The organism is Robiginitomaculum antarcticum DSM 21748, assembly GCF_000365025.1.
Lineage (GTDB): Bacteria > Pseudomonadota > Alphaproteobacteria > Caulobacterales > Maricaulaceae > Robiginitomaculum > Robiginitomaculum antarcticum.
The window spans coordinates 334,479-358,339 of record NZ_KB823012.1; the positions used below are offsets into that span (position 1 = coordinate 334,479).

Below are 23,861 nucleotides of genomic sequence, written 5' to 3' on the forward strand. Positions count from 1 at the left end.
AATGGCAAAGACAAGTTTTGAACATAAAAATCAAACGTATACTCTGACGGGTAAATGGGACGGCGATGTCTTTACGGCCGTCGCAAAGCAAGACCGCAAACCGGCTTCTGACCCGTTTAAAATCGAACGCCCTAAAGGTGACGATGCCGCTAGCGATGATGTTTTGGAAAATGCGGCTTTCAGTGCGCTCAAAGCCGCTATCGAAGACGGATCCGCTCTGTCCAGCATAGACGGCGCATAACATTACTAATACTGCGCAAAATCCACTTATGACTCTAAGTGGACTTGATATTTTCAATGCGATGATGGCCGGCCACGCGCCTGCTGATCCCGCTATACTCGAGACGATGGGCAGGTCATGAGCAGTGTCGCGTATGGCCAACGCGCTTGCGACATGTTCGGTGTTTTCGCATAAAGCCTGAGAGAACGCGGCGGCAGTGCAGCCTAAATCCGATAAGATTAAGACGTAAAGTCGGCATTTCCACTGTTTAACTCACCCAATATCATTTGGATTTTATCGGTTAGAGTTGATGTGTCCTGCGCCTGGGCCGCGCCGTAAATTCGGCCCGAATATGTTCCCACCACAATCGCGGCTAGCATGCCGCTATGGCGCGGCGCGGCGATGTCACCGTTCAGGCCCTGCTCCGTGGCCGATATGCCGCCTAAACCCTGATCGTCGGATTGTCCGTAAATAATAACGTGGCTCATGCCCTGACTGGCTGCGGCGAGCCGGATCTGGTCCACTTTGTTTGCGCTATCAAAACTGTTCGGGGCTATTCGGGCGAGGGCGACCGGACTCACCGGAGCGAAGCTGACCACCGCTGGATTATGACGCAGTGACATCTGCGCCCAATCATAGAGCGCGTCAAATGACGCCGCGTTTAGGCGTCCGTTAACGACGCGCGCTATTCCGATTTTGGCGCTGGCGGGCAGGGTCGAGTCATCATAAGCGACGGGCTTAACGCGCGGTGTGGGAATATTGGCATCCGTCGCCCGCGCGCCGGGCGCAAAGGCAATAATGGCCGCGGCGATCGCCAGCGCGGCCTGTGAGAAAGAGATGGATGTAGTGATATGTTTGGTCGTAAGGCCTCCTGTGTTGAAGGACTTTATGACCGTTAAAAAGGTCGGAGTTGGGTTTGCTGTGTGACCATTTCGCGGTCATATTCATGAGTTCGCGGCAAATTTATGTTCTACATTAAAAAATAAGGCGGATATGCGCCTTTATGAGCGCACGGCGGCCTTATTTGAATGCCTGGGCATCTAGTCAAAGCTCTTGTCTGCTACGGTCTGGATCGCATTGGTCGGTTTATCTAAGGTATTAGAAATACCGTTTCCTATCAGTGACGCGCCCGCAATCACCGAGAGGGAAATCATTGCAGCTATCAAAGCATATTCAATCGCTGTCGCCCCGGACTCGTTACGGAAAAAGCGTTTCAGGTGTTTCACATATTTCATAATCTTACAGCCCCTGTATAGATGGAAATAAATTACAATTGCTCACTTAATATGACGTGTGGAGACGCAGTTAATAAATGCTGAAAATTAACGGCATTTTTATTTCCAATCCTTTAAATGTTCACCTAAGGTTCTAAATATGACAATGACTCGCACGCGAATTTTGGGATTGGACCCAAGCCTTGTGGCTTGCGGTTGGGGTATTGTCGACATGTCCGGCAGCAAAATAACTCATATTGGGCACGGCGTGATTCGCCCGCCTAAAAAAGAGAGCCTCGCTAAGCGCCTGTCCTTTTTATATGCGGCGATAGAGCAGATCATTTCCGATGCACAGCCCGATACAGCAGGGGTCGAAGAGGCTTTTATGAAAGACAATGCCATGAGCGCGCTCAAGCTGGGTCATGCGCGGGCGGTGTGCCTGCTCGCTCCCTCTCGCGCCGGGCTGTCGGTCGGCGAATATAGTGCGCGCTCCGTGAAGAAATCTGTCACGGGAACAGGCGCTGCGGATAAGGCGCAGGTTGCCGCCATGATAAACGTGCTTCTGCCGGGCTGCGCGGTGAAGGCCGGTGACGCGGCGGACGCGCTCGCCATTGCGATTTGCCATGGCCATCACAGGCCGCCGGATTTACGGGCGGTGTCATGATCGGTATGCTCAGCGGAACGTGCCTGTTTGCGGGTAGCGGCGAGGCGATTATTGATTGCGGCGGTGTTGGATATCTCGTGCTGTGTGGATCACGCACGCTGGCGGGAATGGGCGAGGGCGCGGCGGCGCGGCTGCACATTGAAACCCATGTGCGCGAAACGGCAATTACGCTTTACGGCTTTGGCACCGAAGAAGAACGCGCCTGGTTTGTGCGTTTGCAAAGCGTGCAGGGAGTCGGGCCAAAGGCCGCGCTCGCCATTCTCGATATATTGACGCCCGGGCAAATCCTGTCTGCCGCCAGCCTTGAAGATAAAGCCTCCTTTTCCCGCGCCTCCGGCGTGGGCCCAAAACTTGCGGCGCGCATAGCTATAGAGCTCTCCGGCAAACCTGCACCAACAGGGCGCATGGTCGCGGGGGCTTTCACTGCGCCGTCCGCCAGCGCCTCGCAAGGTGAGGCAGCCCGCACTGAAGGGCTATCCGATATGGGTCTGCGCAATGACGCGGTCAGCGCGCTAGTCAATCTGGGTATTGACCAATCCAGCGCGCTGCGCGCCGTGGCGCAGGCTTATGCCGGCTTTGCCGACGACCCTGCGCTTGATGACTTGATCAAGGCAGCCCTGAAAGAGATGAGCCGTGAACGCTCGTGACCTTGCCCCCCCTTACAAACCAGCCTAAGTCCGCTTTATGACCGATCCGCGCATTGTCAGTCTTGATCCGCAATCCGGCGATACGCGTGACCGCGCTTTGCGCCCGCTCAGCTTTGTTGATTTTGTCGGACAGGCAGGCGCGATAGATAATCTGAAAGTCTTTGTTAGCGCGGCAGGCGGACGCGGCGAAGCGCTGGACCACCTGTTGCTGTCCGGCCCGCCGGGACTGGGCAAGACGACATTAGCGCATATTGTTGCGCGCGAACTGGGCGTAAATTTCCGGTCCACCTCCGGGCCGATCATTTCCAAGGCCGGAGATCTGGCAGCGCTACTAACCAATCTTGAGCCGCGCGACGTGCTCTTTATTGACGAAATTCACCGGCTTAGCCCCGCTGTCGAAGAAGTGCTCTATCCGGCCATGGAAGATTATGAGCTGGATTTGATTATTGGTGACGGCCCCGCTGCGCGCTCAATTAAAATCGATCTGCCGCCTTTTACGCTGGTCGGAGCGACAACGCGGGCGGGCCTGCTGGCCACGCCTTTGCGCGACCGTTTCGGCATTCCTGTACGGCTTGAATTTTACGATGTGACGGAGCTGACCCAGATTGTTGTGCGCGCCGGGCAAAAGCTGGGCGTTGAAATGAGCGCGGACGGGGCGCGCGAGATAGCCCGTCGCAGCCGAGGCACGCCGCGCGTGGCCGGACGCCTGCTACGCCGCGTACGCGATCTGACCGAATCTGTAGGGGCAGGGCGCATTGACCGTGATAGCGCTGACGCTGCGCTACGCCGCCTCGATGTGGACGAGATCGGACTGGACGCTCAGGATCGCCGCTACCTTCAAGCCTTATGCGAAATGTTTGGCGGCGGCCCTGTCGGCGTAGACACACTGGCGGCGGCTTTATCCGAAGCGCGCGACGCGATTGAAGATGTGATTGAGCCCTATTTGATACAGCAAGGCTTTATTATGCGCAGCCCGCGCGGCCGCATGGCGACGCCGCACGCTTATGACCATATGGGTTTGGCTAAGCCTGCGGAAAATGTTGTCCCGATTCCCACGCTGTTTGGAGGCTCGGGTGAGTAAATTTCCCGAACCGGACATGGGCTATTTCGAAGGTCGCGCGCATTATTATCCCGTCCGCGTATTCTATGAGGATACAGATTTTTCCGGCGTGGTCTATTACGCTAATTATCTTCGGTTTTTAGAACGCGCGCGAAGCTCTTATTTTCGCCTTGCAGGGATTGGACATGCCGAGCTTTTGGAGCGCGATCCGCCGCTTGCTTTCGTTATTCGCAAGATTAATCTGGATTATAAAATAAGCGCGAAAATTGACGACGCGTTGACTGTGATGACGACTTATGATGTGTTTAAAGGCGCGCGCCTCTATGTCAGTCAAAAAGTCTTTCGCGGTGATGATCTGCTTCTAACCGCCGACAGCGAAGCGGCGTGTATCGATCTCACAGGACGTCCGCGCCGCGCGCCCAAAGAGATGATGGAAAAATTGCGGCCGCGGCTACTAGCCGGGTGAGCGCCTAACGCCCTGTTGTTCACAAGCGGTCAACGGCCTGCTTTTACGAAATTTCAGCACTATAGTTAACCCTTTCTTACCGCTCCTGCCTTACCGCATATTCATTGGCTTTATCGGCGTGAGCGCGCTTAAACCTAGGGTCAAACACCTTTAAAGATTCGCGCGCTGTCAATAGCGCGTGGCCGAAGCAGGATTAGATTATGAGCGATATTGCGCTTTTCACATTGGACTTTATTTATCCCCTTATGCAGGTCGAAACCAGCGCCCTTGATCCGGTGTCCACCGAGTTCTCGATTCCCAGCCTGTTCCTCAAGGCCGACATTATCGTCAAGCTGGTCATTATATCTTTGGTCGTGGCTTCGCTGTGGTCATGGGTCATCATTGTCGATAAATTTATTGCCTTTCGCGTCCTTAAAAAACGGGCTGCGGATTTTGAAGAGACCTTTTGGAGTGGGCGTACACTAGAAGAGCTCGACAGCGGCTTGTCCGGAGAGACCCGCGACCCGATGGGCCGCGTCTTTGCCGCCGCTATGCGTGAGTGGAAAGAAAGCCGCGCGGCCAGCGGGCGAGTGGATAATGACCTACAAGGCACGCGCGGCCGACTTGACCGCGTCATGAACCTTGTTGTGAACCGCGAACTGACCAAAGCCGAGAGCGGACTAAGCGTTTTGGCGACGATCGCCTCGGCCTCACCCTTTATCGGGCTGCTGGGGACGGTCTGGGGGATTATGGTCACTTTTCGCGCCATCTATACCGCAGGCAGTACCGATCTAATCGTCATTTTGCCCGGTATTGCCGAGGCTTTGTTTGCCACAGCGCTCGGCCTGATCGCCGCTATTCCCGCAGTTGTATTCTATAATAAATTCAACGGTGATCTAAACCGTTATGCCAGCCGCCTCGAAGGCTACACTGATGAACTCTCCGCCATATTGTCGCGCAAGCTCGCCAAAGGCGGCGCGTAATAATGGCGATGATGGGTGGATATAACCGGCAAGGCCGCGGGTCGCGCCGCCGCGCTGCGCCAATGAGCGAGATTAACGTTACGCCCCTTGTTGACGTAATGCTGGTGCTGCTCATCGTCTTTATGATCAGCGCCTCGGTGCTTGTGTCCGGAGTCAATATTGAGCTGCCCAAGACCGATGCCAAAGCTCTGCCGACCCAATCCGACCCGCTGACCATAAGCGTCGACCGGGATGGCCGCGTCTTTATTATGGATAGCGAAGTGTCGCTGGATAGTTTGGTGCCGCGCCTGACCGCAATTGCGCAGAACGGTTATGATGAACGCATCTATCTACGCGGTGACGAAGGCGCGGATTATGGTAATGTGATGAAAGTCATGGCGCGGATTAATTCTGCCGGCTTTTCGAATTTGAATTTGGTCACGGATCCCGTCGACAGATAACAGGATCTTTATTTATGAAATTGGGTCTGCCTATCTCCGTTGTCATCCATGTCGCCTTTATCGGCGGCACGGCTCTGCATTGGGGCACAGCAAAGCCGCGAAAAGATGTGTTTCGCGTGATTCCCGTCGAAATTGTCAATGTCTCCGATATCACGCGCGCCCCGGCGCCGCAGCGCGCCGCGCCCGACCCTGCGCCGGACAGAACGCCGCCCGACACGCCGCCTGCTGATGAAGCGTCGCCGCAAATCAAACCTTCTGAAGCCAATTTGCCGGAGACGAAACCGGCAGATAAGTCTTTGACACCCGCAGAGGTCAAACCTGACAAGACCCCGCCTAAAGACCCGCCCAAAGCTGAAGCGCCAAAAGGTCTGTCATTTGATGATCTTGAAAATATGGCGCAATCCACAGCGTCGGATTATTCCGAAAAAGGCGGCGGCGGGACAACGCAAACACAGTCCGAACAAAACCGCGAAGAGATGCAAATGGCGTCGCGCGATGGTGAGCTGTCAACCAGCTATGAAGATGCCGTCATGCGGCGCGTCTATAATAGCTGGCAAATCCCGACAGGCGCTCCGGATATGGAGGATCTGGTTGTTACCGTGGAGGTGAAGCTGTCGCGGGACGGGCGCGTGGTATCGGCGCAATTATCCACAGATAGCGCCGCCAAGGCCGGTAAGGACCCTTTTTATAAAAGCGCGGCCAATAGCGCGGTTCGCGCCGTCAACAAGGCTGAGAAATTTGAATTTTTGCCTTATGATCAATATAACAAATGGCAGACAATGACGCTGACATTTTATCCCAAAAACGCTCCTGCGGGCATTCCGACTTAATTGCGCTTCGGCAAAAGCAGAAAGACCTCTATGTTACGAATTCTTATAACCGCCTGTTTATTTGCCGCCGCCTTTGTGATGGCGGTGGTTGGCCATGCGCAAATTTCTATCGATATTACCAAAAGCGAAATCGATCCGACCCGCATTGCTATCCCCGAATTTATCGGTCAGGGCGCCGGCGCATCGCCCTATAATGTTGATATCCCAAATGTTATTAGCGCCGATCTTGAGCGTTCGGGCCTGTTTGAACCGCTGGATCGCGCTGCCTTCATCGAAACACAAAGTACGATTGATTACGAGCCGACATGGCAAAGCTGGCGCGTAATTAACGCCGAAGTTCTAGTCTCTGGCCGTGTCATTGAGCAGGACGAGATGACTATAACGGTCGAATACCGCCTGTGGGATATATATGGTAACCGGCAGCTTGATGCAGCGCGTCTGCGCACGCCTAAAGACAATTGGCGGCGCATTGCCCATAAAATTTCTGACCGAATATATACTGCGCTGACAGGTGAAGCCGGCTATTTTGACAGCCGCATCGTCTATGTCGCCGAAGACGGACCCAAAACACAGCGCCGCAAGCGTTTATCAATCATGGATCAGGACGGTGCCAATCAGGTTTATCTGGTCTCCGGCTCCGACCTCGTTCTGACGCCGCGGTTTCACCCCAGTGAGCAACGTATCGCTTTCCTGTCTTATGAGACAGGACGTCCTGACGTCTTTTTAATGGATATTACAACGGGTAACCGTGAACGTCTGGGCCGTTTTGACGGCATGACGACATCGCCGCAATTCTCCCCTGATGGCGATACGCTCCTGATGACGCGCATTATTAATGGCGACAGCGATATATTTTCCTACGACCTTTCATCACGTAAATTAACGGCCCTGACCCGCTCTTCGGGTATCGATACGTCGCCGAGCTATTCGCCGGATGGCCGCAATATTGTGTTCAACTCGTCGCGGGGTGGCTCGCGTCAGCTCTATGTCATGAGCGCTGCGGGCCGTAACGTAAAACGGATCAGCTTTGGCTCAGGCCAATATACCGCTCCGGCCTGGTCACCGCGCGGGGATAAAATCGCTTTTACAAAGTCTGAGGGCGGGCGGTTTCATATCGGCGTCATGAACGCGGATGGCAGCAACGAAAAACTTTTGACCAGCAGCTATCTGGACGAGGGCCCAACATGGTCACCTAATGGCCGTGTGCTGTTATTCTCGCGTGAGCCGCGCGGCGGGCAGTCGGGCATTTACTCTGTTGATCTGACCGGGCGAAATTTACGTCGCGTCGCCACACTTGGCGCAGCGTCGGATCCGGCATGGGGGCCAACCCTTAAATAGTCGTAACTTGGCACTGCCGCATTATTGCCTGAATATGCCTCTATATCCGGCCGTGCAATACGGGGGCAAATCACAAAGGGCCAGGCCGAGCGCCACCCTAATTTTGGAGACGCATTATGAGCCTTAAAAAACTGTCTATTGTGACCCTCGCGGGCGTAGCTATGACGCTTGGCGCTTGTGCAACAAAGCCCAAAGAGAAAATTCAAACGGTGCAGCGTCCTGTTCAAAGCGAAGCGCCGAGATCCACTGCTCCGCCCATTATGGAGACCGGCCCCATGCAGGAGACGCAAATTGCGCCGCCGCTTATGCAAGGCCCGATCCCCGGCAGTATTCAAGATTTCGTTGAGCGCGCCGGCGACCGCGTCTTTTTCGGCTATGACCAGGATACATTATCGCCGCAAGCTATGCAGGTTTTGCGCGCGCAGGCCAGCTGGCTTCAAAACTATCCGGGCGCTGTAATTATTATTGGCGGACACGCCGATGAACGCGGCACACGCGAGTATAACTTGGCATTAGGCGCGCGCCGAGCCGAAGCAGTTAAATCTTTTCTTGTGGGACAAAGCATTGCGCCAAACCGCATGTCGACCGTATCCTACGGCAAGGAGCGTCCGATTGACGGCCGCTCGACTGAAGAGGCTTGGGCGCTAAACCGAAACGGCCACACCGCTATCGTGTCCGGCACAAATAGTTAGAAAGAGTATTATGCGTATTTTGCTGACCTTCTGTCTGGTCTTTCTGACCGTTCTACCTGCTGCCGCGCAAAGCAAACGCGATATGGTGGCCAAAGATGCCGAGCTGGAACAGCGTGTTTACACGTTGGAGAACCGGTTTCTGACTGGTGACCCCGCTGCGGAGCGACTTTTGCGCCGCATGGACGCGCTTGAAGCGCAGCAGCGCGCGCAGGAAGGCGAGATTGAGCAACTTCGCTATGAACGTGAAGCCCTTCGCAAAGATGTGAAGATTTTGTCGGAAAAAGTCGAGCGCTATGAAGCGGTCGCGACGCGTATGCGCCAGCATCTCGACGCGGTGGATCTGGCGGCTACGAAAGGCACGCCAATTATTGTGGACGCGCCCGCCATGGACGCACCGGTCGTACTACCTGCACCTGCGCAAACCGCGCCTGCTGCGGGTGAAATGGGCAGTTCAGTCATCGATACGGCCGAGCTGCAAACCATTGGGCGGGATAAGCTTTTGGCCGGAGATTTCGCCGGAGCGGAGCTGGCTTTTCGTCAATATATCGACATTAACCCCGATGCAACCGACGTGGCGGACGCCTATTTCTGGCTGGGCGAGAGCTATCTTGTCCGCAACGGGTTTCCCGATGCCTCTACCGCCTATATCCAATCCATGAAAAAAGCGCCAAAAGGGCAATATGCCCCGCGCGCCCTTGTCGGACTGGCGGCGGCTTTGCGCGGTATGGATAATAAAAGCGGGGCCTGTCAGGCCCTAGATACCTTCCCCGTGCAGTTCCCGAATGCGGGCGCTGACGTCAAAGCCAAAGCCAAAGCCGAGCGCGCCCGCGCAGGCTGCTAGACGCTGTGACCGAAGCGGCGCAGGCGGTATTTGCTACGTGGCTGCGGCAAACATACCCGAACCCCGCTGAGTCAATTGCGGTCGCTTTTTCCGGCGGCGGTGACAGCCTTGCCTTACTGATTCTCACCTTACGCCATGCCGGTCCGCGGCCTGTTTATGCGCTCTGCGTTGACCATGCTTTACAAGAGGGTAGCGCGAAAATTATTGCCGCCGCCGCTGCTCAGGCGCAGCGTTTGGGCGCTGTGGCGCAAACATTTTACTGGCATCACGGCACGATAACATCTGGCGTCCAGGAGGCGGCGCGCAAGGCGCGATACGGCCTAATGGGGGACTTTTGCCGTGAGAACAGGATGGACAGCCTGCTGGTCGCGCATAGCCGGGATGATCAGGCCGAGACCTTATGGATGCGCAAGCAGTGCGGCGGCGGCTGGCGGGCTATGGCCGGGATGAGCGCGAGCAGTTATGCGCCCGTTTGGCCGCAATTGCGCGGCGTCACGTTGCGGCGTCCTCTTCTGGAGTGGGGCCGTGAAGATATTCGGGCGATTTGCCGTGATGCCGGAGAGCCGTGGTATGACGACCCCGCGAATGAAAATAACGACTATCTTCGCGTGCAGGCCCGTATGGCGCTCGCCTCTGATCCCGTATTAAGCCCTGTGCTTCTTGAAGAGGGGCGGAAGATGCGCGCCCGCAGAGATGGCGAAGCGCGCGGCGTGCAAGACTGGCTGACCGAGATTGATATAGTGGACGGCGGCGGGACACATGTCGATCAAGCGGCACTTCACAATATGAGCGCGCCGGCTTTGGCGCGGGTTTTAATGTGCATTTCGGGGCATCCGCACATGGCCGATATGGCGCGTGTTCGAGCCTTAATCGATGCAATGGTCGAACCCGGCTATAACGTGCAAACGTTGGGCGGATGCGCAATTCTTCGCCAGGATAAAGGGTTTATAATCGCGCGCGAGACAGGGCGCTGGCTGGCTCAAAACAAACCGGTTAAACTTCCTGCCCATGAGCCGGTCGTTTTTGACGGGCGGTGGGAAATTGTAGTAGCGCGAAAAGGGCTTCACGCCGCGCCTCTATGGCCTGCGCGCGGGCAGCTCTCCAAACCACAGCGCGCACAGCTTCACAGCTATAACGCCCATATCCGCCGCGGACTTGTCGGTGTATTTGAGGGCAGGGATATGGTCGCAACACCCTTTATTCCGAATGGCGATGTAACGTACCGTAATCTTGTCAAATCTAGACTCTTGAAACACAGCGCTAAACTTGGCGCGGCGCCTGCATAGCTGCGACAGTGTGGCGGTATTTAATACAGGGATACGGCCTTCCTTTTGGGGTTTTGCATCCCATATGTTAATAAAGCCGTATAACGGACAAGCACGACAGCGGAGCCTTTTATAATGCAAAGACGCAATCTTATCATTTGGGCCATGATCATCGGCCTCGCCGTATTCATGGTAATGTCAACACAAGGCGGAAATGCCGGTGATGGCGAAAAAGTTACGTTTGCGGATATTGAAGCGATGGCTGAGGCCGGGCAGCTTGAGAAAATCACTCTGGTCGACGATAATATGTATCGCGCGAAAGCCAAAGACGGCAAAATCTATACCGCTCCCGGGGCGCGCCAGATTACCGGTTTCGCAGTCGAAGAAAAATTCAAACCGATGGGCGTCAGTGTAGATTACGCGCAGGCCTCCAAAGCCGGCAGTTTCATATCCAGCATTTTAGTCGGGCTGATCCCAATCCTCGTTCTTGTCGGGCTTTACGTTTATTTTATGCGTAATATGCAGGGCGGCGGCGGTGGCCGCGGCGGGGCTATGGGTTTTGGCAAATCACGCGCAAAATTGCTTAATGAAGAATCAGGTGGCCGCAAAACATTTGATGATGTTGCTGGCGTCGAAGAGGCTAAAGCCGATTTGACTGAGGTTGTCGAGTTTCTCAAAGATCCAACAAAATTCCAGCGCCTCGGCGCAAAAATTCCCAAAGGCGCGCTTTTAATCGGCCCGCCCGGAACGGGTAAAACCCTGCTGGCCCGCGCGGTCGCAGGCGAGGCCGACGTTCCATTTTTCACAATATCGGGTTCCGACTTTGTTGAAATGTTCGTCGGTGTCGGTGCGTCGCGCGTGCGTGATATGTTCGAGCAGGCCAAGAAAAATGCGCCATGTATCATCTTTATTGATGAGATTGACGCCGTTGGCCGTCACCGCGGCGTTGGAACATCCGGCGGCCATGAAGAGCGTGAGCAAACGCTTAATCAGCTTTTGGTCGAGATGGACGGCTTTGAAGGCAATGCCGGTATTATACTGATTGCGGCGACAAACCGTCCTGACGTTCTGGATAAAGCGCTTCTGCGTCCGGGCCGTTTTGACCGCCAGATCGAAGTCCCGCTGCCGGATATTGCGGGCCGCGAAAAAATCCTCAACGTGCATATGCGCGACGTCCCTGTATCCAAAGATGTAGATAGCGGCGTGGTTGCGCGCGGTACGCCCGGTTTCTCCGGTGCTGACCTTGCCAATCTTGTTAATGAAGCGGCTTTGCTCGCCGCACGCCGCAATAAGCGTAAGGTTACGGCGCGTGAGTTTGACGATGCCCGCGACAAAGTGATGATGGGGGCCGAGCGCCGCACATTGTCTATGACCCAAGAAGAAAAGGCCAATACAGCCTATCATGAAGCCGGTCACGCTATTGTTGGCCTCAATATGCCGGGCAGCCTGCCCATTCATAAGGCCACGATTATTCCCCGCGGCCGTGCATTGGGCATGGTTCAGTATCTTCCCGAACGCGACCAGATCAGTCAGTCCCGCGAAGAGATGATTGCGCGTATGGCGATGGCCATGGGGGGGCGCGCCGCAGAAGAGCTTAAATTCGGGCATGACAAAGTCACCTCCGGTGCGTCTTCTGATATTGAACAAGTGACCCGTATTGCGACCGCTATGGTCACTGAATGGGGTCTGTCTGATGTCATCGGCCCGATTGCCTATAACCATAAAGACCAGAACAGCTTTGTGCCAGGAATTGGCCGTGGCTCGTCGATCTCGCCGGAAACGGCCAGCAAGATCGAAAATGAGATCAAACGTTTAATCATGGACGCCCATCAAACAGCGACCAGCATTCTGACGAAGAAGAAAAAGCAGTGGCATGCTCTTGCTGAAGCGCTTCTCGAATATGAAACGTTGACCGGTGAAGAGATTAAAGACCTGATGAACGGGCAGCCGCCCAAACGTGCGCCGTCCGGCGGGGGCAAGCCCAGCGTCTCGGCTCTGCCGACAATGCCGAAACCTAAGCCTAAGCCCAAGCCGAAACCGCGCAAAGGCGGCGACCCCGCTCCGGCTTAAATCATGACCCCAAACGCCGCCTCTGAAATCTTCGGGGCGGCGTTTTTGTTAGCTCTCTTAAAACCATTGCGCGCGGCTGCGACGCGGTTTATGTCAGGCTCATTCTTTTCAATGGGGCTTTCATGTCAAAAATTCTTACACTTCTCGGCGCAGCCGCGCTTGTTCTTACGCCGGCTCTTGCTGTGCCAACCGCCAGCGCCGGGGATGCGCGCATTGGCGTCATGCTTCACGATGTTCAAATCTTTGGCTTAGGCGGCGCGCGCGGTAAGGAAAAAAGCGAATCTATCAGCCTTGAATATGTTTTTGATCAGCCCCAGTGGCTGGACTGGGCATGGGGCGCGCGGCCTTATGTTGGCGGCTCTGTCAATTTAAGCGGCAATACCAGCCATGGCGGCGCAGGCGTGTTGTGGCGCAAAGGTTTCTTTGACAGCTTTTACGGCGAAGCCTCATTCGGCCTTGTCGTTCATGACGGCACGATCCGTGTGCCTAATCCGGCTGATGCGACTACGGCTGAAGAAGTCGCGATTCGCCAGCAGCGTAAACGCACTGAAATCGAATTTGGCTCCCGTGCTTTGTTCCGCACTCAATTTGCCGTCGGCTATGCCTGGACCGAGGAGTTTTCGACTGAATTTACGGTTGAGCATTTGTCCAATGGCAAAATTCTTGGCAATGATGAAAACGAAGGTGTGGATAGCTACGGGATTCGCTTTAACCGCCGCTTCTAGGCCGCATTTTCCTTGCGCTTTAGATTCGCCAAAGGCGGTGAATTTAGCTATGGCATGTAAAAGCCGACAGGATTAAATCTATAGGCGCGAAGCGGGCTCGCTTTGCGCCGCTTTTTTGTGAGTAAGCTATGGGCAATGTAGTCGTCGTAGGATCCCAATGGGGAGACGAAGGTAAAGGTAAAATCGTTGACTGGCTGTCCAGCCGCGCCGATGTTGTTGTCCGCTTTCAAGGGGGTCACAATGCCGGTCATACTCTGGTGGTTGATGGCACGACCTATAAGCTCTCCTTACTGCCCAGCGGCATTGTGCGCGGCAGCAAGATGTCTGTCATCGGCAATGGCGTTGTCATTGATCCATGGGCTTTAAAATCCGAGATCAAGCGCATACGCGATCAGGGCGTCCATATCGGACCTGACGCTTTGTTGATTTCTGACACTGCGTCACTGATCCTTCCCATACACGGTGAGCTTGATGCAATCCGGGAAAACCGCGCTGATGGCGTTAAAATTGGTACGACCCGCCGCGGCATTGGTCCGGCGTATGAAGATAAAGTGGCCCGCCGTGCCATCCGCGTCTGTGATCTCGCCGATGAGTCGCATTTGCGCGAGCGCGTAGATAATTTGCTACATCATCATAATGCTCTGCGCATCGGCCTCGGCCACGACGCCGTTGACGCCGCGCAGTTGACGCAAAAGCTCCTCGACATCGCGCCGAGCGTTCTGCAATTTGCAGGACCCGTCTGGCATCATCTTGATGAGGCCAGCCGCGCAGAAAAGAAAATCCTGTTTGAAGGCGCGCAGGGGGCCATGCTCGATATTGACCACGGCACGTACCCTTTTGTGACCAGTTCTAACACCATTGCAGGTCAGGCTGCCGCGGGTTCCGGAATGGGGCCGCGCGCACTCAATTACGTTTTGGGCATTACCAAAGCGTATACGACCCGCGTCGGCGAGGGGCCTTTTCCAACAGAGCTTCACGATGAGATCGGACAGCGTCTCGGCGAACGTGGCCATGAATTTGGCACAGTTACAGGGCGACAACGCCGCTGCGGCTGGTTTGATGCCGTCATGGTGCGCCAGGCGATCATTACGGGTGGAATTGACGGTATAGCCCTGACGAAACTGGACGTCTTGGACGGACTGGCCGAACTTAAAATCTGTACGGGTTATAAGCTGAACGGCAAGATCATCCGCCGCTTTCCCGCGGGCATGTCCAATCAGGCGGCAGTGACTCCGATTTATGAGACTATGCCGGGCTGGAGCGGATCAACGCAAGGTGCGCGCAGTTGGGCTGAACTGCCGGCCGAAGCGGTCAAATATGTCCGGCGTCTTGAAGAGGCGACAGGCTGTCCCGTAGCGGTTCTATCTACATCGCCGGAACGCGAAGACGTTATTTTGATCCGCGATCCGTTTAAGGGCTAGGCTACCCATCGCTGTGCACCAATCTCGCGCGTCTTAGCGTAACCAAGTCTGCGCGATCTTATCACACTTACACTTTGACAGGTGACAATTTTGTGTATTTGCGCCGAGTCATGAGACTGATACATTTATAAAAATTTTGATGATTTAAGGTGAAACCATGGACGGATATAACGAAACGATTGCGACGAATGCCGATGTGCGCAGCGATGTCCAGGATCGTTACGGCGCGGGCGCAAAGGAGTTTGAAGCAGCGCTGTGTTGTCCGATCGATTATGACCCACAATATCTGAAAATTATTCCCGAAGAAGTCATCGAACGTGATTATGGTTGCGGCGACCCTTCACGGTATGTGCGCGAAGGCGATACGGTTTTAGACCTGGGCTCGGGCGGCGGTAAAATCTGCTTCATCGCCAGCCAGATTGTCGGACCGGAAGGCAAAGTTATCGGCATTGATATGACTGATGATATGCTGGAGCTGTCGCGCCGTATAGCGCCTGTTATTGCCGAGCGCGTGGGCTATGCCAATGTTGAGTTTAAGCGCGGCCATATCGAAGATCTGAAAACCGATCTGGATGCGCTTAATAGCTGGCTGGCCAAAAACCCGGTGAAATCCGCCGGCGACATGGAGCGCATGGAAGAAGAGATTTTGCGCATCGGTCAGGACATGACAATGGTGCCGGATAATAGCGTCGATGTTATTGTCTCCAATTGCGTGCTTAATTTGGTGTCTGATTCAAAAAAGAAGCAGATGTTTGCCGAAATGTTTCGCGTTCTTAAAGTTGGTGGCCGCGTGGCTGTATCCGATATTGTGTCTGACGAAGACAGCTCTGAATCGCTTAAAAACGACCCCCGTTTGTGGTCGGGCTGCATTTCCGGCGCCTTGCGTGAAGACGAATTTTGTACGGCACTGGAAGAGGCCGGTTTCCACGGTGTGTTCGTTGATAAATTCGAATATGAGCCATGGCAAATTGTTGAAGGCATCGAATATCGCAGCGCGACCTATCTGGCCTATAAGGGCAAGCACGGCCCGTGTTTTGAAAAAAACCAGGCTGTGATTTACAAAGGCCCGTTCCGCCAGATTAAAGATGATGACGGGCATACTTTTATGCGCGGCGTGCGTAGTGCTGTCTGTGCAAAGACCTTTGATCTGTTAAAGCGTGAACCTTATGCCGATTTATTCTATTTTGTAGAACCCGCTGTCGAAGTGACCGAGACAGTAGATTTTCAGAATAATTGCAGTGTCCGCCGCCGCGATCCGCAGGAAACCAAACTCGGTAAAGCTAAAATTACCAGCGATCCGAGCCAGCGCGAAGAGAGCTGCTGTTAAGAGCTATCACCTAAATCAAAGCCCCGACATGTTCGGGGCTTTTTGTGCTTCGGCCCTTATTGCTAAAAAAACATCATGCCGTCATAGTTTTGCCACGTCGATTAGGTTAAAAGGGAAGAAACCAGCCTTCAGGGGAGAGCTATGATGAGCCGAAACCTATGCCTTGCCGCCTTAATTGCGTCGATAACTGTGACTGCCGCCTGTAAAACCGTGCCTGAGCCCGAGCCCGCGCCGATCACGATTAAGACAGAGGCGATGACATGTACGCCGACTGATACATTAGAGCGTCAGGTTATTCCGGCTGTTATCAAACGCGGATTTTACATCACCGGCGTCGAAGACGAACCGCAATATGTGACGGACCCTGAGACAGGTGAAGTGAAAGAAATTCCAGTCGGGGCGCACAATAAAGTCCCATATGAGCGCGTAATTGAGCCTGAACAGATCATCTGGGTGAATGCTGACGGCCAAGTCGTCACTGATATTTGCCTGTCCGATGGTGAAACGCCGGAAAGCTCTATCCCGGGGCAGTAAACCGATTTAGACCTTTTCGCTTAGGGCTTAAATTGTTACCATTAGGTCTAAAGCGGAGACCGGAATGGACATAATTTTAACCAATACCTCGACCCTACCGGGGCGTGAGGTAGTCAAACATCTTGGTCTTGTGCAGGGCAATACGGTGCGCACCAAACATTTAGGCCGCGACATTGCCGCCGGTTTTAAAAACCTTGTCGGCGGAGAACTGCGCGGTTACACCGAACTGCTCGGCGAGGCGCGGGAAGAATGTACGGCCCGAATGTTGACTGAAGCTAAAAATTTGGGTGCGAATGCGGTCATCAATATACGCTATGGAACATCATCCGTCGCGAATGGCGCGTCGGAATTATTTGTCTATGGCACGGCAGTGATTGTCGATTAAATGTCCGGGTGGAATCAGTTTCAAATAATATTATATATCTGGCCGGTCCTGATACTGGTTCTCGGCTATTTTACGGGTAAAATTATCGCGCAGCGACATCTTGCGCGTCTAGATCAGGCTGAAGCTGAACTGTCCCATATTCATATTTGGACAAGTCCCGCCTTTCCCGACGCCCTGCGTGGCGATTTGCCAAGAGGTGAAAGCGCACTCGTTGTCGGCAATGTCACATTGGGTAATGATGTATTTCGATCCTTGATCGCTGCCTTTCAAAGTGTGTTCGGGCGGAACCTGTCCAGCTTCGAGGGCTTATGTAATAGAGGCCGTCGTGAGGCGATTATCCGTATGAAAATCCAAGCGGACAATCTTGGAGCAGCGCAAATCCTGCAGGTTCGTTTCGAAGGATATTCAATCCTTGGAGCAAAGGGCCGCACCGGCGGGATAGAATTTCTGGCGTATGGCACGGCGGTGTGTGCATCCGAATAAAGGAAAATTATGTTTAAAGTGTTTTATGTATTGCCGGTTTTAATGCTTTCTGTAGCGGCCTGCGATGCACCGCCTTCCGTACAGAAGGTCATAGATGCCGAAGAGGCAAAAATAGAAGCGGCCAAGCCGCGCCTTGAAAATCCTGCCCAGACCGCTGCGCAGGAGGCGGGGCGTGAATTCTATGACCTTTATGTGAAAGGCGATTGGGCCGCGCAGGGCGCCTGTGACAGTAGCGCCAAATGGACGTTTGAGGCTGACAAATTCATCACATCACAAAACCGCACCTGCCGCTTCGCGGTTGCAGAAGAGCTTCCCGACGGCAGTATTGCTGTTGCGGGATATTGTCCGCGTATACAGCTTGATGAAGAAGCGGTCGTCATGCGGATTACCCGCACTGCGCCGGATCAAATTGTGATTAATAGCGATTTTGGCGGTGGCCCACTGGTCAAATGCGCTGGCTAATGTGGTCATGCGGCGCGCACAGATTGACCCCGATCGTATAAGAAATTTCCGCGCCTTCATTCAGACTTTGAAGGCAGGGCAATCACATTTTATGCCGCGTTGCACTCTCAAACGCTAAGACCTCATCCGCTAAAGCTTTATGCAGGGCTGCGGAGCGTGTTTTGATCTCATTTGCATCCATCGGCGTCAGCGGTGAATGCCCCCAGACGGCGCCCGGCCAAGCCGGATCTTCTGCCCGCCGGACAATGTGGTGAACATGGAGTTGCGGCGTCATATTGCCGAGCGCGGCGACATTCATTTTATCACCGCGAAACACCGCCATCATCGCGCGGCACAGCGCGCGACTTTCCACTGTAAGCTGTCCATGTTGGTTCTCGCTAAGCTCATAGGCATCTTTAACGCCTTCAAGCCGCGGAACGAGAACGCACCAAGGATAAGCGGCATCATTGATCATTAAAAGCCGCGAGAGCGTAAAATCACCCAGCCACAAGCCATCGCGGGACAGATCAGAATGAAGTTTAAATGTCATTTCAAAACCCTAATCTCTAACGGCGTGACTGGCCAGAGTTAGATATCAAATAAATCTTTTTGTCCTGACACCGATGAGGGGATACGAAATTGCGTGCAATCCAGACTATGGCGTGAATGCGCGCTGGACTCCTGGCTGACCAGTCCGGTGCGGCGCTGACACAGCGCATAGCGTTGCGCGATAAGCTGCGCGAAGGGGGTTTTAACCTCGCCGCCGCGAGACCATGCCGGATCGTAATCCTTGCCGCCATTCATGGTGCGGATATGGTTCATAATGCGTTTGGCGCGGGCAGGGGCAAACACCTCTAGCCATTCCTGAAATAGCGGACTGACTTCCTGCGGCAAGCGCAATATTGTATAAGCGCTATAGCTCGCGCCAAGCGAGACGGCTCGCTCCATAATGCTCTCAAGCTCGCTATCGTTAAGTCCCGGTATCATCGGGCCTAGCATAATACCCGTAGAAACACCGGCATCGGCCAGTTTTTTTAAGGCTTCAAAGCGGTTCTCCGGCGTTGGGCAGCGCGGTTCCATCGCGCGTGCCAGTGCGCGGTCTTGCGTCGTGATCGAGATCATACAGCGCGTCAGGTTTTTCTCGCCCATCGGCGCGAGAATATCCAAATCACGCGTAATTAAATCGGACTTGGTTAAAATAGAAACCGGGTGATGAAAGTCTGAGAGGACTTTCAAAACGTTTCGAATAATTTCCATACGCCGCTCAATCGGCTGGTAGGCGTCCATATTCGTGCCGACAGCGATTGAGCGGACTCGGTAATTGGGATTGCACAATTCCTTGATCAATAATTTTGGCGCGTCGGGTTTAGCAAAAAGACGGGTTTCAAAATCCAGACCCGGAGATAAGCCGTGATAGGCATGGGTCGGCCGCGCAAAACAATAAATGCAGCCATGCTCACATCCGCGATAGGGATTGATAGACCGGTCAAACCCGACATAGGGACTGGTCACTTTATTGATAATCGTTTTGGGTTTTTCAATTGTGACAGTTGTGCGCCGTCCGATGCGGTCATCATCGGCGAGGCTGTTCCATCCATCGTCAAACCGCTGACGCTGCACCGGCTCATAACGGCCGCTGTCATTACTGCGGGCTGCGCGTCCTTTTTCACGTAAAGGGTTTTCGGTGCCGCGCTTTGGCGGCGTAAATGGTATAAAATGGGGCGAGGTCATAGGATGATTATCCTAGGACTATAATCCTTATTAGTCTAGAACAAAAATAGAACACTCTGTGGATAGATTTATATATTCAATCTTGCCGTATCCATTCACGCGCCCTAAACAGCCCTATGACCAATGTTGAAATTCTGGGCTATATCGCAGCCGCATTGACCACGGCCAGTTTTGTACCCCAGGCCGTGCTTGTGATCCGCACGCGCCGTACGGGCGGCATATCGCTTCTTATGTATACGCTGTTTACGTTAGGGGTCGCGCTATGGCTGGCTTATGGAATAGCGACGCAGGCTATGCCGATTATCGTAGCAAATCTGATCACGCTCATCCTTGCAGGGACAATTTTGTTCATCGCTGCCAAGGCGCGATTTTCACGTCGCGGCACATTGCAGGCGAGAGCGCCCGGAACGCCGTTAGAGCCCGATCAAAACCCGGATATTCAGATTTAAGTTTCTTAGCTCTGCTGTGAGGGCTTTTGCAATACTCGGTAGTCGGCGCTTGTTTTATACGGACGGCAGCGCGTTATCAGACGGGAATTTGCGTGCAGGATCGGCCAGTATATCCGGCGTCAATGTATCGCTCAGATCCGCCCATTTTGGATTGAGCAGCTTGATGCGTTTAATCACCTGGGAGCGGTTCCATGTCAGCATATCGGTTTGGCGGTTAAACGCGCTGCCCAGATCGGGATGGGCTTCGAACCAGACCAGCATTTTGCACGCCATATGTTTAGGGTTGAGATCATCAACCTTGCCGGCCTTGTGCGCGGCTATAATGGCAGGCAGGTCATCGGCATGACCGAAATACAGTGTGCCCTTGGGGCGGTTGGTCAGAATATAGGTGTAAAACATAGCGGCGTGTAAATCACTTTCATCATAATAGACAGTCGGTTGTTCTAACAAAAAACGCGCCGCAATCCAAAGATTGCGGCGCGTTCATTACATAGTCCGAACTGCAAGAGTCCGGAGAAAAAGCTTAGTCAGCCATTTCGATGTCTTCAACGGCAGTTTTGCCGGAGCGCTCGTTAACAGCCGTGTTGAAGCGAACTTTGTCGCCTTCTTGCAGACCTTGGAGGCCGCCGCGCTGTACAGCTGAGATGTGTACAAACACGTCGTCGCCGTTTTCTGGTTGAATAAAGCCGAAGCCTTTAGTGGTGTTGAAGAACTTAACTGTTCCTGATTTCATTTCTGACATGTGTATTCCTTTCACGTCATGGTTTTGCGCCGCCTCATTGTGAGACAAAATACGCGTTAGTCGATGTCGGGAGAGGTAATAACATAGTCCCCGAAACAGAATCTCCTTTGGACGGAGGCTGTCGCGGTTAGTAAGCCGATTGTCTGGCCGTAATATCGATAAACCCAATATGGGCGAAAAGGGCTGTGATTACAAGGTCTGTAAACAGGAAAGCTGCATATGCTTACCATCGGGTTGATAACGGCTAATCCAGCGTCCTCTCATTTGCCCATGCGCCATTCTGCGATGGCCCATCGGGTGACCACATGCGCGCCGGGTTGGTCGGCGGCGGCGCGCCGCAAAGTAAGCAGGAAGCCTGCGGGGCGGCAGCTCCGAAGGCTGCCAAAGAGTTTTCTAGTGTTTACGAAGATGCCATCCCCGCAGCGATATCTCACGGCCGATACGCGGCTCTCGCTAAGGTCACAGTCCACAGCGCAGTCTGCTCCCAAACCCGTTTGATGTGAGCCGTAACCTCACCTCGCCCAGATCCAATACCGTCTTCTGGCGGGCAAGAGACGTCTTACCTGTCCGGTCCAAAAGAACAGTTTAAACATAGGGCAAATAGAAGAGGCGGGGATTGTTCTTTTGAAAAGTGCGGTTTTAGCGGGATAAAGGGAGATCGCCGCAGGGATAGAAGTTAACGCGCGCGGCCACGCGATACATAATACGGATTGATTTTCAGCGCGCAATGGCCATTTAACCCCTATGACTATTCCTTTTTCAATTCTCGATCTCGCCCGCGTCACTGAGGGCCACACAATTGCGCAAAGTTTCGACGATTGCGTCAGTACGGCGCAAAAGGCCGAGCAGTTGGGCTATAAACGCGTCTGGTATGCCGAGCATCATAATATGGTCAGCGTAGCCAGCTCGGCCACCTCTGTGCTCATCGCCCATATTGCGACGCAGACAAAAACCATACGCGTCGGCTCCGGCGGCGTCATGCTCCCCAATCATTCGCCGCTGACCATTGCCGAGCAATTCGGCACGCTCGCCACATTACATCCCGGGCGGATTGATCTGGGGCTGGGCCGCGCGCCGGGCGGAGACCGCAATGTCATTCGCGCCTTGCGCAAAGATGCGCAGAAGGCGGCCAATCGATTTCCGCAGGATGTCATGGAGCTTTTATCTTATCTTGACGAGCCCGGCGGACAGCTGAATGACACAGGCGTGCGCGCCATTCCTGGCGAGGGCACGCAAGTGCCGGTCTGGATCCTCGGCTCAAGCCTGTTTGGCGCGCAGCTCGCCGCCCATTTGGGACTGCCTTACGCTTTTGCTTCGCATTTCGCGCCGCAACATGTTTTGGAGGCGGCGCAGACTTATCGCCGGGATTTCAAGCCGTCCAAATATTTGGATAAGCCCTATTTCATGATGGCGTGTAATGTCTTTGCGGCGGACACCGAAGAGGAGGCGCAGTTTCATTTCACAACATTGCTGCAGGCCTTTATCGGTATTATCACAAACCAGCGCGGCCTTATTCCTGCTCCCGTCGAGAATTTTGAGGTGCCGGCGGAGCTCGGCCCGCATCTGGAGAGCATGTTGCAATGCAGCGCGGTCGGAACGGCTGAGCAGGTCGCGGAGCAATTGTCGCAGTTTCAGCGCGAACTTTCCCCTGATGAATATATTATCTCCATGCCGTTTTACGATCAAGCCGCACGGCTAAAGTCGATGGAGCTAACCATGGGAATACGCGAAACGCTAGGGGCTTAAGGGACAGTAAAGGATCCCGTCGTGGTCTGACCTCCGCTGCCTTCGACCGTGAAGTCAGCGGTCATACCGGATGGATCGCCATGAACTGTACGCGCATAGGTCGCCTTGCCCAAATTGCCTGTCGTCATTAAGCGGGATTTCCCCCACCAGAAGCTGGCTTCGATTTGCGCGCCTTTGACGGGTTTACCTTTACAGGTCACGCTCACATCAAACCGCACATGCCATTGGTTTCCCGATTTTGCCGTGCTCTTGCCCGCCGCCGTAACGACGGTATCTTCAACGGCGCAGTTTATCGCCGTGACCTTTATTGTGCTGCTCCCATCATCACATTTCTGTATGAGCATGGGCACCGCTATGAGTGTCAAAATCAGTGCTTTGGACGCTATGAAAACAGCCATAATTCTCTCCCCAATAATTTATAGCATAGTCGTGCTATACCACATTTTACGTAATTTGTAAATTCCGGTGCGGGGAGGGGTGCTCCGGCCGCCCGGTCGAAAGACAAGGCGACTATGAAAAAGACAGAAGAGACCTCATCCTGAGGCGACCCGCAGGGTCGGGACTCGAAGGGCGAGGTTGGTCATTTTGAGAGTTGATAGTCAAGCCGGCCCGCGTTTTGACAGCTTTGGTAACGCCTCCCAATCTCCTCGAATTAAAGCTTCTTTCTTCTTGCGGCTCCAGCCTTTAATCTGTTGTTCAAAGGATATGGCAGGCTCTGCTTCTTCAAAACACTCGGTCCAGACCAGTTCGACTGGTAAACGTTTGGCCGTATAGGATTTAGGATAAACCGCATTCTTATGCTCCCACAGCCGTCCGCGCATATCATCACCGCGATGGCTGCCCGTGTAATAAGAGCCGTCAGAGCATTTCAAAATATAAACCCAGATGTTCATGGGGTTTTATACCGCGCTGTTCGGTAGGTGACCAGAGGGTCAATAAAGTGATAAGCCAGCGCGCAACACCTCGCCCTTCGAGTCCACGCGCTACGCGCGTCCTCAGGATGAGGTGTTGGGTGAGATTGGGGTGTTGGGGAGAGTTTAAGGTACCTTTGGACAGACTAAACCACCCTAACACTACCCCTATCATCTAAAATCAAAAGCAAGCCTCATCCTGAGGGCGCGCCTAAGGCGCGGGGACTCGAAGGACGAGGCGGTGGCTTTAGTCAAAC

General features: G+C 54.0%; 31 protein-coding genes. 23 read left to right on the top strand and 8 right to left on the bottom strand.

Annotation, left to right across the window (positions count from 1 at the left end):
* Position 1: 1 nt before the first annotated feature.
* Entirely contained in the window at positions 2–241 is a 240-nt protein-coding gene (locus tag H142_RS0108475; protein ID WP_017931694.1) for a hypothetical protein, read from the top strand.
* Between the two features lie 218 nt (positions 242–459).
* Here the strand turns inward: H142_RS0108475 and H142_RS0108480 are convergent, their stop codons facing one another.
* A complete protein-coding gene (locus H142_RS0108480) occupies positions 460–843 on the bottom strand; it encodes a hypothetical protein (protein WP_017931695.1) in 384 nt (127 codons plus the stop codon).
* A gap of 417 nt (positions 844–1,260) precedes the next feature.
* Complete coding sequence (locus H142_RS0108490) at positions 1,261–1,455, bottom strand: Flp family type IVb pilin (protein ID WP_017931697.1); 195 nt, start codon at positions 1,453–1,455, stop codon at positions 1,261–1,263.
* Between the two features lie 145 nt (positions 1,456–1,600).
* Here H142_RS0108490 and ruvC point away from each other — a divergent pair, with 145 nt between their 5' ends.
* The 19 genes from ruvC (at position 1,601) to H142_RS0108585 (ending at position 18,046) form a co-directional block, all read left to right on the top strand.
* Entirely contained in the window at positions 1,601–2,098 is a 498-nt protein-coding gene (gene ruvC / locus H142_RS0108495) for a crossover junction endodeoxyribonuclease RuvC (RefSeq protein ID WP_233341650.1), read from the top strand.
* Positions 2,095–2,745, top strand: coding sequence for a Holliday junction branch migration protein RuvA (gene ruvA, locus H142_RS0108500; RefSeq protein ID WP_017931699.1), 651 nt, complete (start codon positions 2,095–2,097; stop codon positions 2,743–2,745). The genes ruvC and ruvA overlap by 4 nt, the downstream gene beginning before the upstream one ends.
* Before the next feature lie 37 nt (positions 2,746–2,782).
* Entirely contained in the window at positions 2,783–3,826 is a 1,044-nt protein-coding gene (gene ruvB / locus H142_RS0108505; protein ID WP_017931700.1) for a Holliday junction branch migration DNA helicase RuvB, read from the top strand.
* Positions 3,819–4,271, top strand: a complete 453-nt coding sequence (locus tag H142_RS0108510) for a YbgC/FadM family acyl-CoA thioesterase (protein ID WP_026147905.1) — start codon at positions 3,819–3,821, stop codon at positions 4,269–4,271. The genes ruvB and H142_RS0108510 overlap by 8 nt, the downstream gene beginning before the upstream one ends.
* Before the next feature lie 200 nt (positions 4,272–4,471).
* Positions 4,472–5,233: a protein TolQ gene (gene tolQ / locus H142_RS0108515; RefSeq protein ID WP_017931702.1), complete on the top strand. Its 762-nt coding sequence runs from the start codon at positions 4,472–4,474 to the stop codon at positions 5,231–5,233.
* A 2-nt stretch (positions 5,234–5,235) separates the two neighbouring features.
* Complete coding sequence (locus H142_RS0108520) at positions 5,236–5,673, top strand: ExbD/TolR family protein (RefSeq protein ID WP_017931703.1); 438 nt, start codon at positions 5,236–5,238, stop codon at positions 5,671–5,673.
* Positions 5,674–5,687: 14 nt separating this feature from the next.
* The gene (locus H142_RS0108525) at positions 5,688–6,503 is read left to right on the top strand and encodes a TonB C-terminal domain-containing protein (protein ID WP_017931704.1); all 816 of its coding nucleotides are present in this window, start codon (positions 5,688–5,690) and stop codon (positions 6,501–6,503) included.
* A gap of 30 nt (positions 6,504–6,533) precedes the next feature.
* Positions 6,534–7,841: a Tol-Pal system beta propeller repeat protein TolB gene (gene tolB / locus H142_RS0108530; protein ID WP_017931705.1), complete on the top strand. Its 1,308-nt coding sequence runs from the start codon at positions 6,534–6,536 to the stop codon at positions 7,839–7,841.
* Between the two features lie 116 nt (positions 7,842–7,957).
* Positions 7,958–8,533 carry a peptidoglycan-associated lipoprotein gene (locus H142_RS0108535; protein WP_017931706.1) on the top strand — a complete coding sequence of 192 codons (576 nt, stop codon included), beginning with the start codon at positions 7,958–7,960 and terminating at the stop codon, positions 8,531–8,533.
* 10 nt (positions 8,534–8,543) lie between these two features.
* Complete coding sequence (locus H142_RS0108540; RefSeq protein WP_017931707.1) at positions 8,544–9,374, top strand: hypothetical protein; 831 nt, start codon at positions 8,544–8,546, stop codon at positions 9,372–9,374.
* A 5-nt stretch (positions 9,375–9,379) separates the two neighbouring features.
* Positions 9,380–10,660: a tRNA lysidine(34) synthetase TilS gene (tilS, locus tag H142_RS16295; RefSeq protein WP_017931708.1), complete on the top strand. Its 1,281-nt coding sequence runs from the start codon at positions 9,380–9,382 to the stop codon at positions 10,658–10,660.
* A 114-nt stretch (positions 10,661–10,774) separates the two neighbouring features.
* Positions 10,775–12,709 carry an ATP-dependent zinc metalloprotease FtsH gene (ftsH, locus tag H142_RS0108550; RefSeq protein ID WP_017931709.1) on the top strand — a complete coding sequence of 645 codons (1,935 nt, stop codon included), beginning with the start codon at positions 10,775–10,777 and terminating at the stop codon, positions 12,707–12,709.
* A gap of 122 nt (positions 12,710–12,831) precedes the next feature.
* A complete protein-coding gene (locus H142_RS16300) occupies positions 12,832–13,434 on the top strand; it encodes an acyloxyacyl hydrolase (RefSeq protein ID WP_017931710.1) in 603 nt (200 codons plus the stop codon).
* Between the two features lie 128 nt (positions 13,435–13,562).
* Positions 13,563–14,855, top strand: a complete 1,293-nt coding sequence (locus H142_RS0108560) for an adenylosuccinate synthase (RefSeq protein ID WP_017931711.1) — start codon at positions 13,563–13,565, stop codon at positions 14,853–14,855.
* A gap of 157 nt (positions 14,856–15,012) precedes the next feature.
* On the top strand, positions 15,013–16,182 hold the full coding sequence (locus tag H142_RS0108565; protein WP_017931712.1) for a methyltransferase domain-containing protein: 1,170 nt from the start codon (positions 15,013–15,015) through the stop codon (positions 16,180–16,182).
* A gap of 141 nt (positions 16,183–16,323) precedes the next feature.
* A complete protein-coding gene (locus H142_RS0108570) occupies positions 16,324–16,716 on the top strand; it encodes a hypothetical protein (RefSeq protein WP_017931713.1) in 393 nt (130 codons plus the stop codon).
* A gap of 64 nt (positions 16,717–16,780) precedes the next feature.
* Positions 16,781–17,101, top strand: a complete 321-nt coding sequence (locus H142_RS0108575) for a YbjQ family protein (RefSeq protein ID WP_017931714.1) — start codon at positions 16,781–16,783, stop codon at positions 17,099–17,101.
* The gene (locus H142_RS0108580; protein ID WP_017931715.1) at positions 17,102–17,584 is read left to right on the top strand and encodes a YbjQ family protein; all 483 of its coding nucleotides are present in this window, start codon (positions 17,102–17,104) and stop codon (positions 17,582–17,584) included.
* A gap of 9 nt (positions 17,585–17,593) precedes the next feature.
* Positions 17,594–18,046 (top strand): hypothetical protein, encoded by a 453-nt coding sequence (locus tag H142_RS0108585; protein ID WP_017931716.1) that lies wholly within the window; start codon positions 17,594–17,596, stop codon positions 18,044–18,046.
* Between the two features lie 82 nt (positions 18,047–18,128).
* Here the strand turns inward: H142_RS0108585 and H142_RS0108590 are convergent, their stop codons facing one another.
* Both H142_RS0108590 and H142_RS0108595 read right to left on the bottom strand, forming a co-directional pair.
* The gene (locus H142_RS0108590; protein ID WP_017931717.1) at positions 18,129–18,575 is read right to left on the bottom strand and encodes an HIT domain-containing protein; all 447 of its coding nucleotides are present in this window, start codon (positions 18,573–18,575) and stop codon (positions 18,129–18,131) included.
* A gap of 38 nt (positions 18,576–18,613) precedes the next feature.
* On the bottom strand, positions 18,614–19,756 hold the full coding sequence (locus H142_RS0108595; RefSeq protein WP_017931718.1) for a PA0069 family radical SAM protein: 1,143 nt from the start codon (positions 19,754–19,756) through the stop codon (positions 18,614–18,616).
* Between the two features lie 116 nt (positions 19,757–19,872).
* Here H142_RS0108595 and H142_RS15010 point away from each other — a divergent pair, with 116 nt between their 5' ends.
* On the top strand, positions 19,873–20,205 hold the full coding sequence (locus H142_RS15010; RefSeq protein ID WP_017931719.1) for a SemiSWEET transporter: 333 nt from the start codon (positions 19,873–19,875) through the stop codon (positions 20,203–20,205).
* A gap of 54 nt (positions 20,206–20,259) precedes the next feature.
* On the opposite strand, the gene H142_RS15015 is transcribed toward H142_RS15010, so the two are convergent.
* Together H142_RS15015 and H142_RS0108610 are read right to left on the bottom strand one after the other, a co-directional pair.
* On the bottom strand, positions 20,260–20,655 hold the full coding sequence (locus tag H142_RS15015; RefSeq protein WP_017931720.1) for a GIY-YIG nuclease family protein: 396 nt from the start codon (positions 20,653–20,655) through the stop codon (positions 20,260–20,262).
* Positions 20,656–20,728: 73 nt separating this feature from the next.
* Complete coding sequence (locus tag H142_RS0108610) at positions 20,729–20,938, bottom strand: cold-shock protein (RefSeq protein ID WP_026147907.1); 210 nt, start codon at positions 20,936–20,938, stop codon at positions 20,729–20,731.
* A 314-nt stretch (positions 20,939–21,252) separates the two neighbouring features.
* Between H142_RS0108610 and H142_RS0108615 the strand changes: the two genes are divergently transcribed.
* Entirely contained in the window at positions 21,253–21,450 is a 198-nt protein-coding gene (locus H142_RS0108615; protein ID WP_017931722.1) for a hypothetical protein, read from the top strand.
* A 241-nt stretch (positions 21,451–21,691) separates the two neighbouring features.
* The gene (locus H142_RS0108620) at positions 21,692–22,693 is read left to right on the top strand and encodes an LLM class flavin-dependent oxidoreductase (protein ID WP_017931723.1); all 1,002 of its coding nucleotides are present in this window, start codon (positions 21,692–21,694) and stop codon (positions 22,691–22,693) included.
* Here H142_RS0108620 and H142_RS0108625 read toward each other — a convergent pair.
* A complete protein-coding gene (locus H142_RS0108625; protein WP_017931724.1) occupies positions 22,690–23,091 on the bottom strand; it encodes a hypothetical protein in 402 nt (133 codons plus the stop codon). The two genes, H142_RS0108620 and H142_RS0108625, sit on opposite strands and share 4 nt — an antisense overlap.
* A gap of 201 nt (positions 23,092–23,292) precedes the next feature.
* On the bottom strand, positions 23,293–23,586 hold the full coding sequence (locus H142_RS0108630; protein WP_017931725.1) for a GIY-YIG nuclease family protein: 294 nt from the start codon (positions 23,584–23,586) through the stop codon (positions 23,293–23,295).
* Between the last annotated feature and the right edge of the window lie 275 nt (positions 23,587–23,861).

Coding starts and splice junctions, on each gene's coding strand:
- H142_RS0108595 (WP_017931718.1), bottom strand. CDS start 19,756: ATGACCTCGCCCCATTTTATACCATTTACGCCGCCAAAGCGCGGCACC.
- ruvB (WP_017931700.1), top strand. CDS start 2,783: ATGACCGATCCGCGCATTGTCAGTCTTGATCCGCAATCCGGCGATACG.
- H142_RS0108480 (WP_017931695.1), bottom strand. CDS start 843: ATGTCACTGCGTCATAATCCAGCGGTGGTCAGCTTCGCTCCGGTGAGT.
- H142_RS0108565 (WP_017931712.1), top strand. CDS start 15,013: ATGGACGGATATAACGAAACGATTGCGACGAATGCCGATGTGCGCAGC.
- H142_RS0108590 (WP_017931717.1), bottom strand. CDS start 18,575: ATGACATTTAAACTTCATTCTGATCTGTCCCGCGATGGCTTGTGGCTG.
- H142_RS16300 (WP_017931710.1), top strand. CDS start 12,832: ATGTCAAAAATTCTTACACTTCTCGGCGCAGCCGCGCTTGTTCTTACG.
- H142_RS0108535 (WP_017931706.1), top strand. CDS start 7,958: ATGAGCCTTAAAAAACTGTCTATTGTGACCCTCGCGGGCGTAGCTATG.
- H142_RS0108575 (WP_017931714.1), top strand. CDS start 16,781: ATGGACATAATTTTAACCAATACCTCGACCCTACCGGGGCGTGAGGTA.
- ftsH (WP_017931709.1), top strand. CDS start 10,775: ATGCAAAGACGCAATCTTATCATTTGGGCCATGATCATCGGCCTCGCC.
- H142_RS0108570 (WP_017931713.1), top strand. CDS start 16,324: ATGATGAGCCGAAACCTATGCCTTGCCGCCTTAATTGCGTCGATAACT.
- ruvC (WP_233341650.1), top strand. CDS start 1,601: ATGACTCGCACGCGAATTTTGGGATTGGACCCAAGCCTTGTGGCTTGC.
- H142_RS0108475 (WP_017931694.1), top strand. CDS start 2: ATGGCAAAGACAAGTTTTGAACATAAAAATCAAACGTATACTCTGACG.
- H142_RS0108540 (WP_017931707.1), top strand. CDS start 8,544: ATGCGTATTTTGCTGACCTTCTGTCTGGTCTTTCTGACCGTTCTACCT.
- H142_RS15010 (WP_017931719.1), top strand. CDS start 19,873: ATGACCAATGTTGAAATTCTGGGCTATATCGCAGCCGCATTGACCACG.
- H142_RS0108525 (WP_017931704.1), top strand. CDS start 5,688: ATGAAATTGGGTCTGCCTATCTCCGTTGTCATCCATGTCGCCTTTATC.
- H142_RS0108490 (WP_017931697.1), bottom strand. CDS start 1,455: ATGAAATATGTGAAACACCTGAAACGCTTTTTCCGTAACGAGTCCGGG.
- ruvA (WP_017931699.1), top strand. CDS start 2,095: ATGATCGGTATGCTCAGCGGAACGTGCCTGTTTGCGGGTAGCGGCGAG.
- H142_RS0108620 (WP_017931723.1), top strand. CDS start 21,692: ATGACTATTCCTTTTTCAATTCTCGATCTCGCCCGCGTCACTGAGGGC.
- H142_RS0108520 (WP_017931703.1), top strand. CDS start 5,236: ATGGCGATGATGGGTGGATATAACCGGCAAGGCCGCGGGTCGCGCCGC.
- H142_RS0108585 (WP_017931716.1), top strand. CDS start 17,594: ATGTTTAAAGTGTTTTATGTATTGCCGGTTTTAATGCTTTCTGTAGCG.
- H142_RS0108615 (WP_017931722.1), top strand. CDS start 21,253: ATGCGCGCCGGGTTGGTCGGCGGCGGCGCGCCGCAAAGTAAGCAGGAA.
- tolB (WP_017931705.1), top strand. CDS start 6,534: ATGTTACGAATTCTTATAACCGCCTGTTTATTTGCCGCCGCCTTTGTG.
- H142_RS0108580 (WP_017931715.1), top strand. CDS start 17,102: ATGTCCGGGTGGAATCAGTTTCAAATAATATTATATATCTGGCCGGTC.
- H142_RS0108560 (WP_017931711.1), top strand. CDS start 13,563: ATGGGCAATGTAGTCGTCGTAGGATCCCAATGGGGAGACGAAGGTAAA.
- tolQ (WP_017931702.1), top strand. CDS start 4,472: ATGAGCGATATTGCGCTTTTCACATTGGACTTTATTTATCCCCTTATG.
- H142_RS0108630 (WP_017931725.1), bottom strand. CDS start 23,586: ATGAACATCTGGGTTTATATTTTGAAATGCTCTGACGGCTCTTATTAC.
- H142_RS0108625 (WP_017931724.1), bottom strand. CDS start 23,091: ATGGCTGTTTTCATAGCGTCCAAAGCACTGATTTTGACACTCATAGCG.
- H142_RS0108610 (WP_026147907.1), bottom strand. CDS start 20,938: ATGAAATCAGGAACAGTTAAGTTCTTCAACACCACTAAAGGCTTCGGC.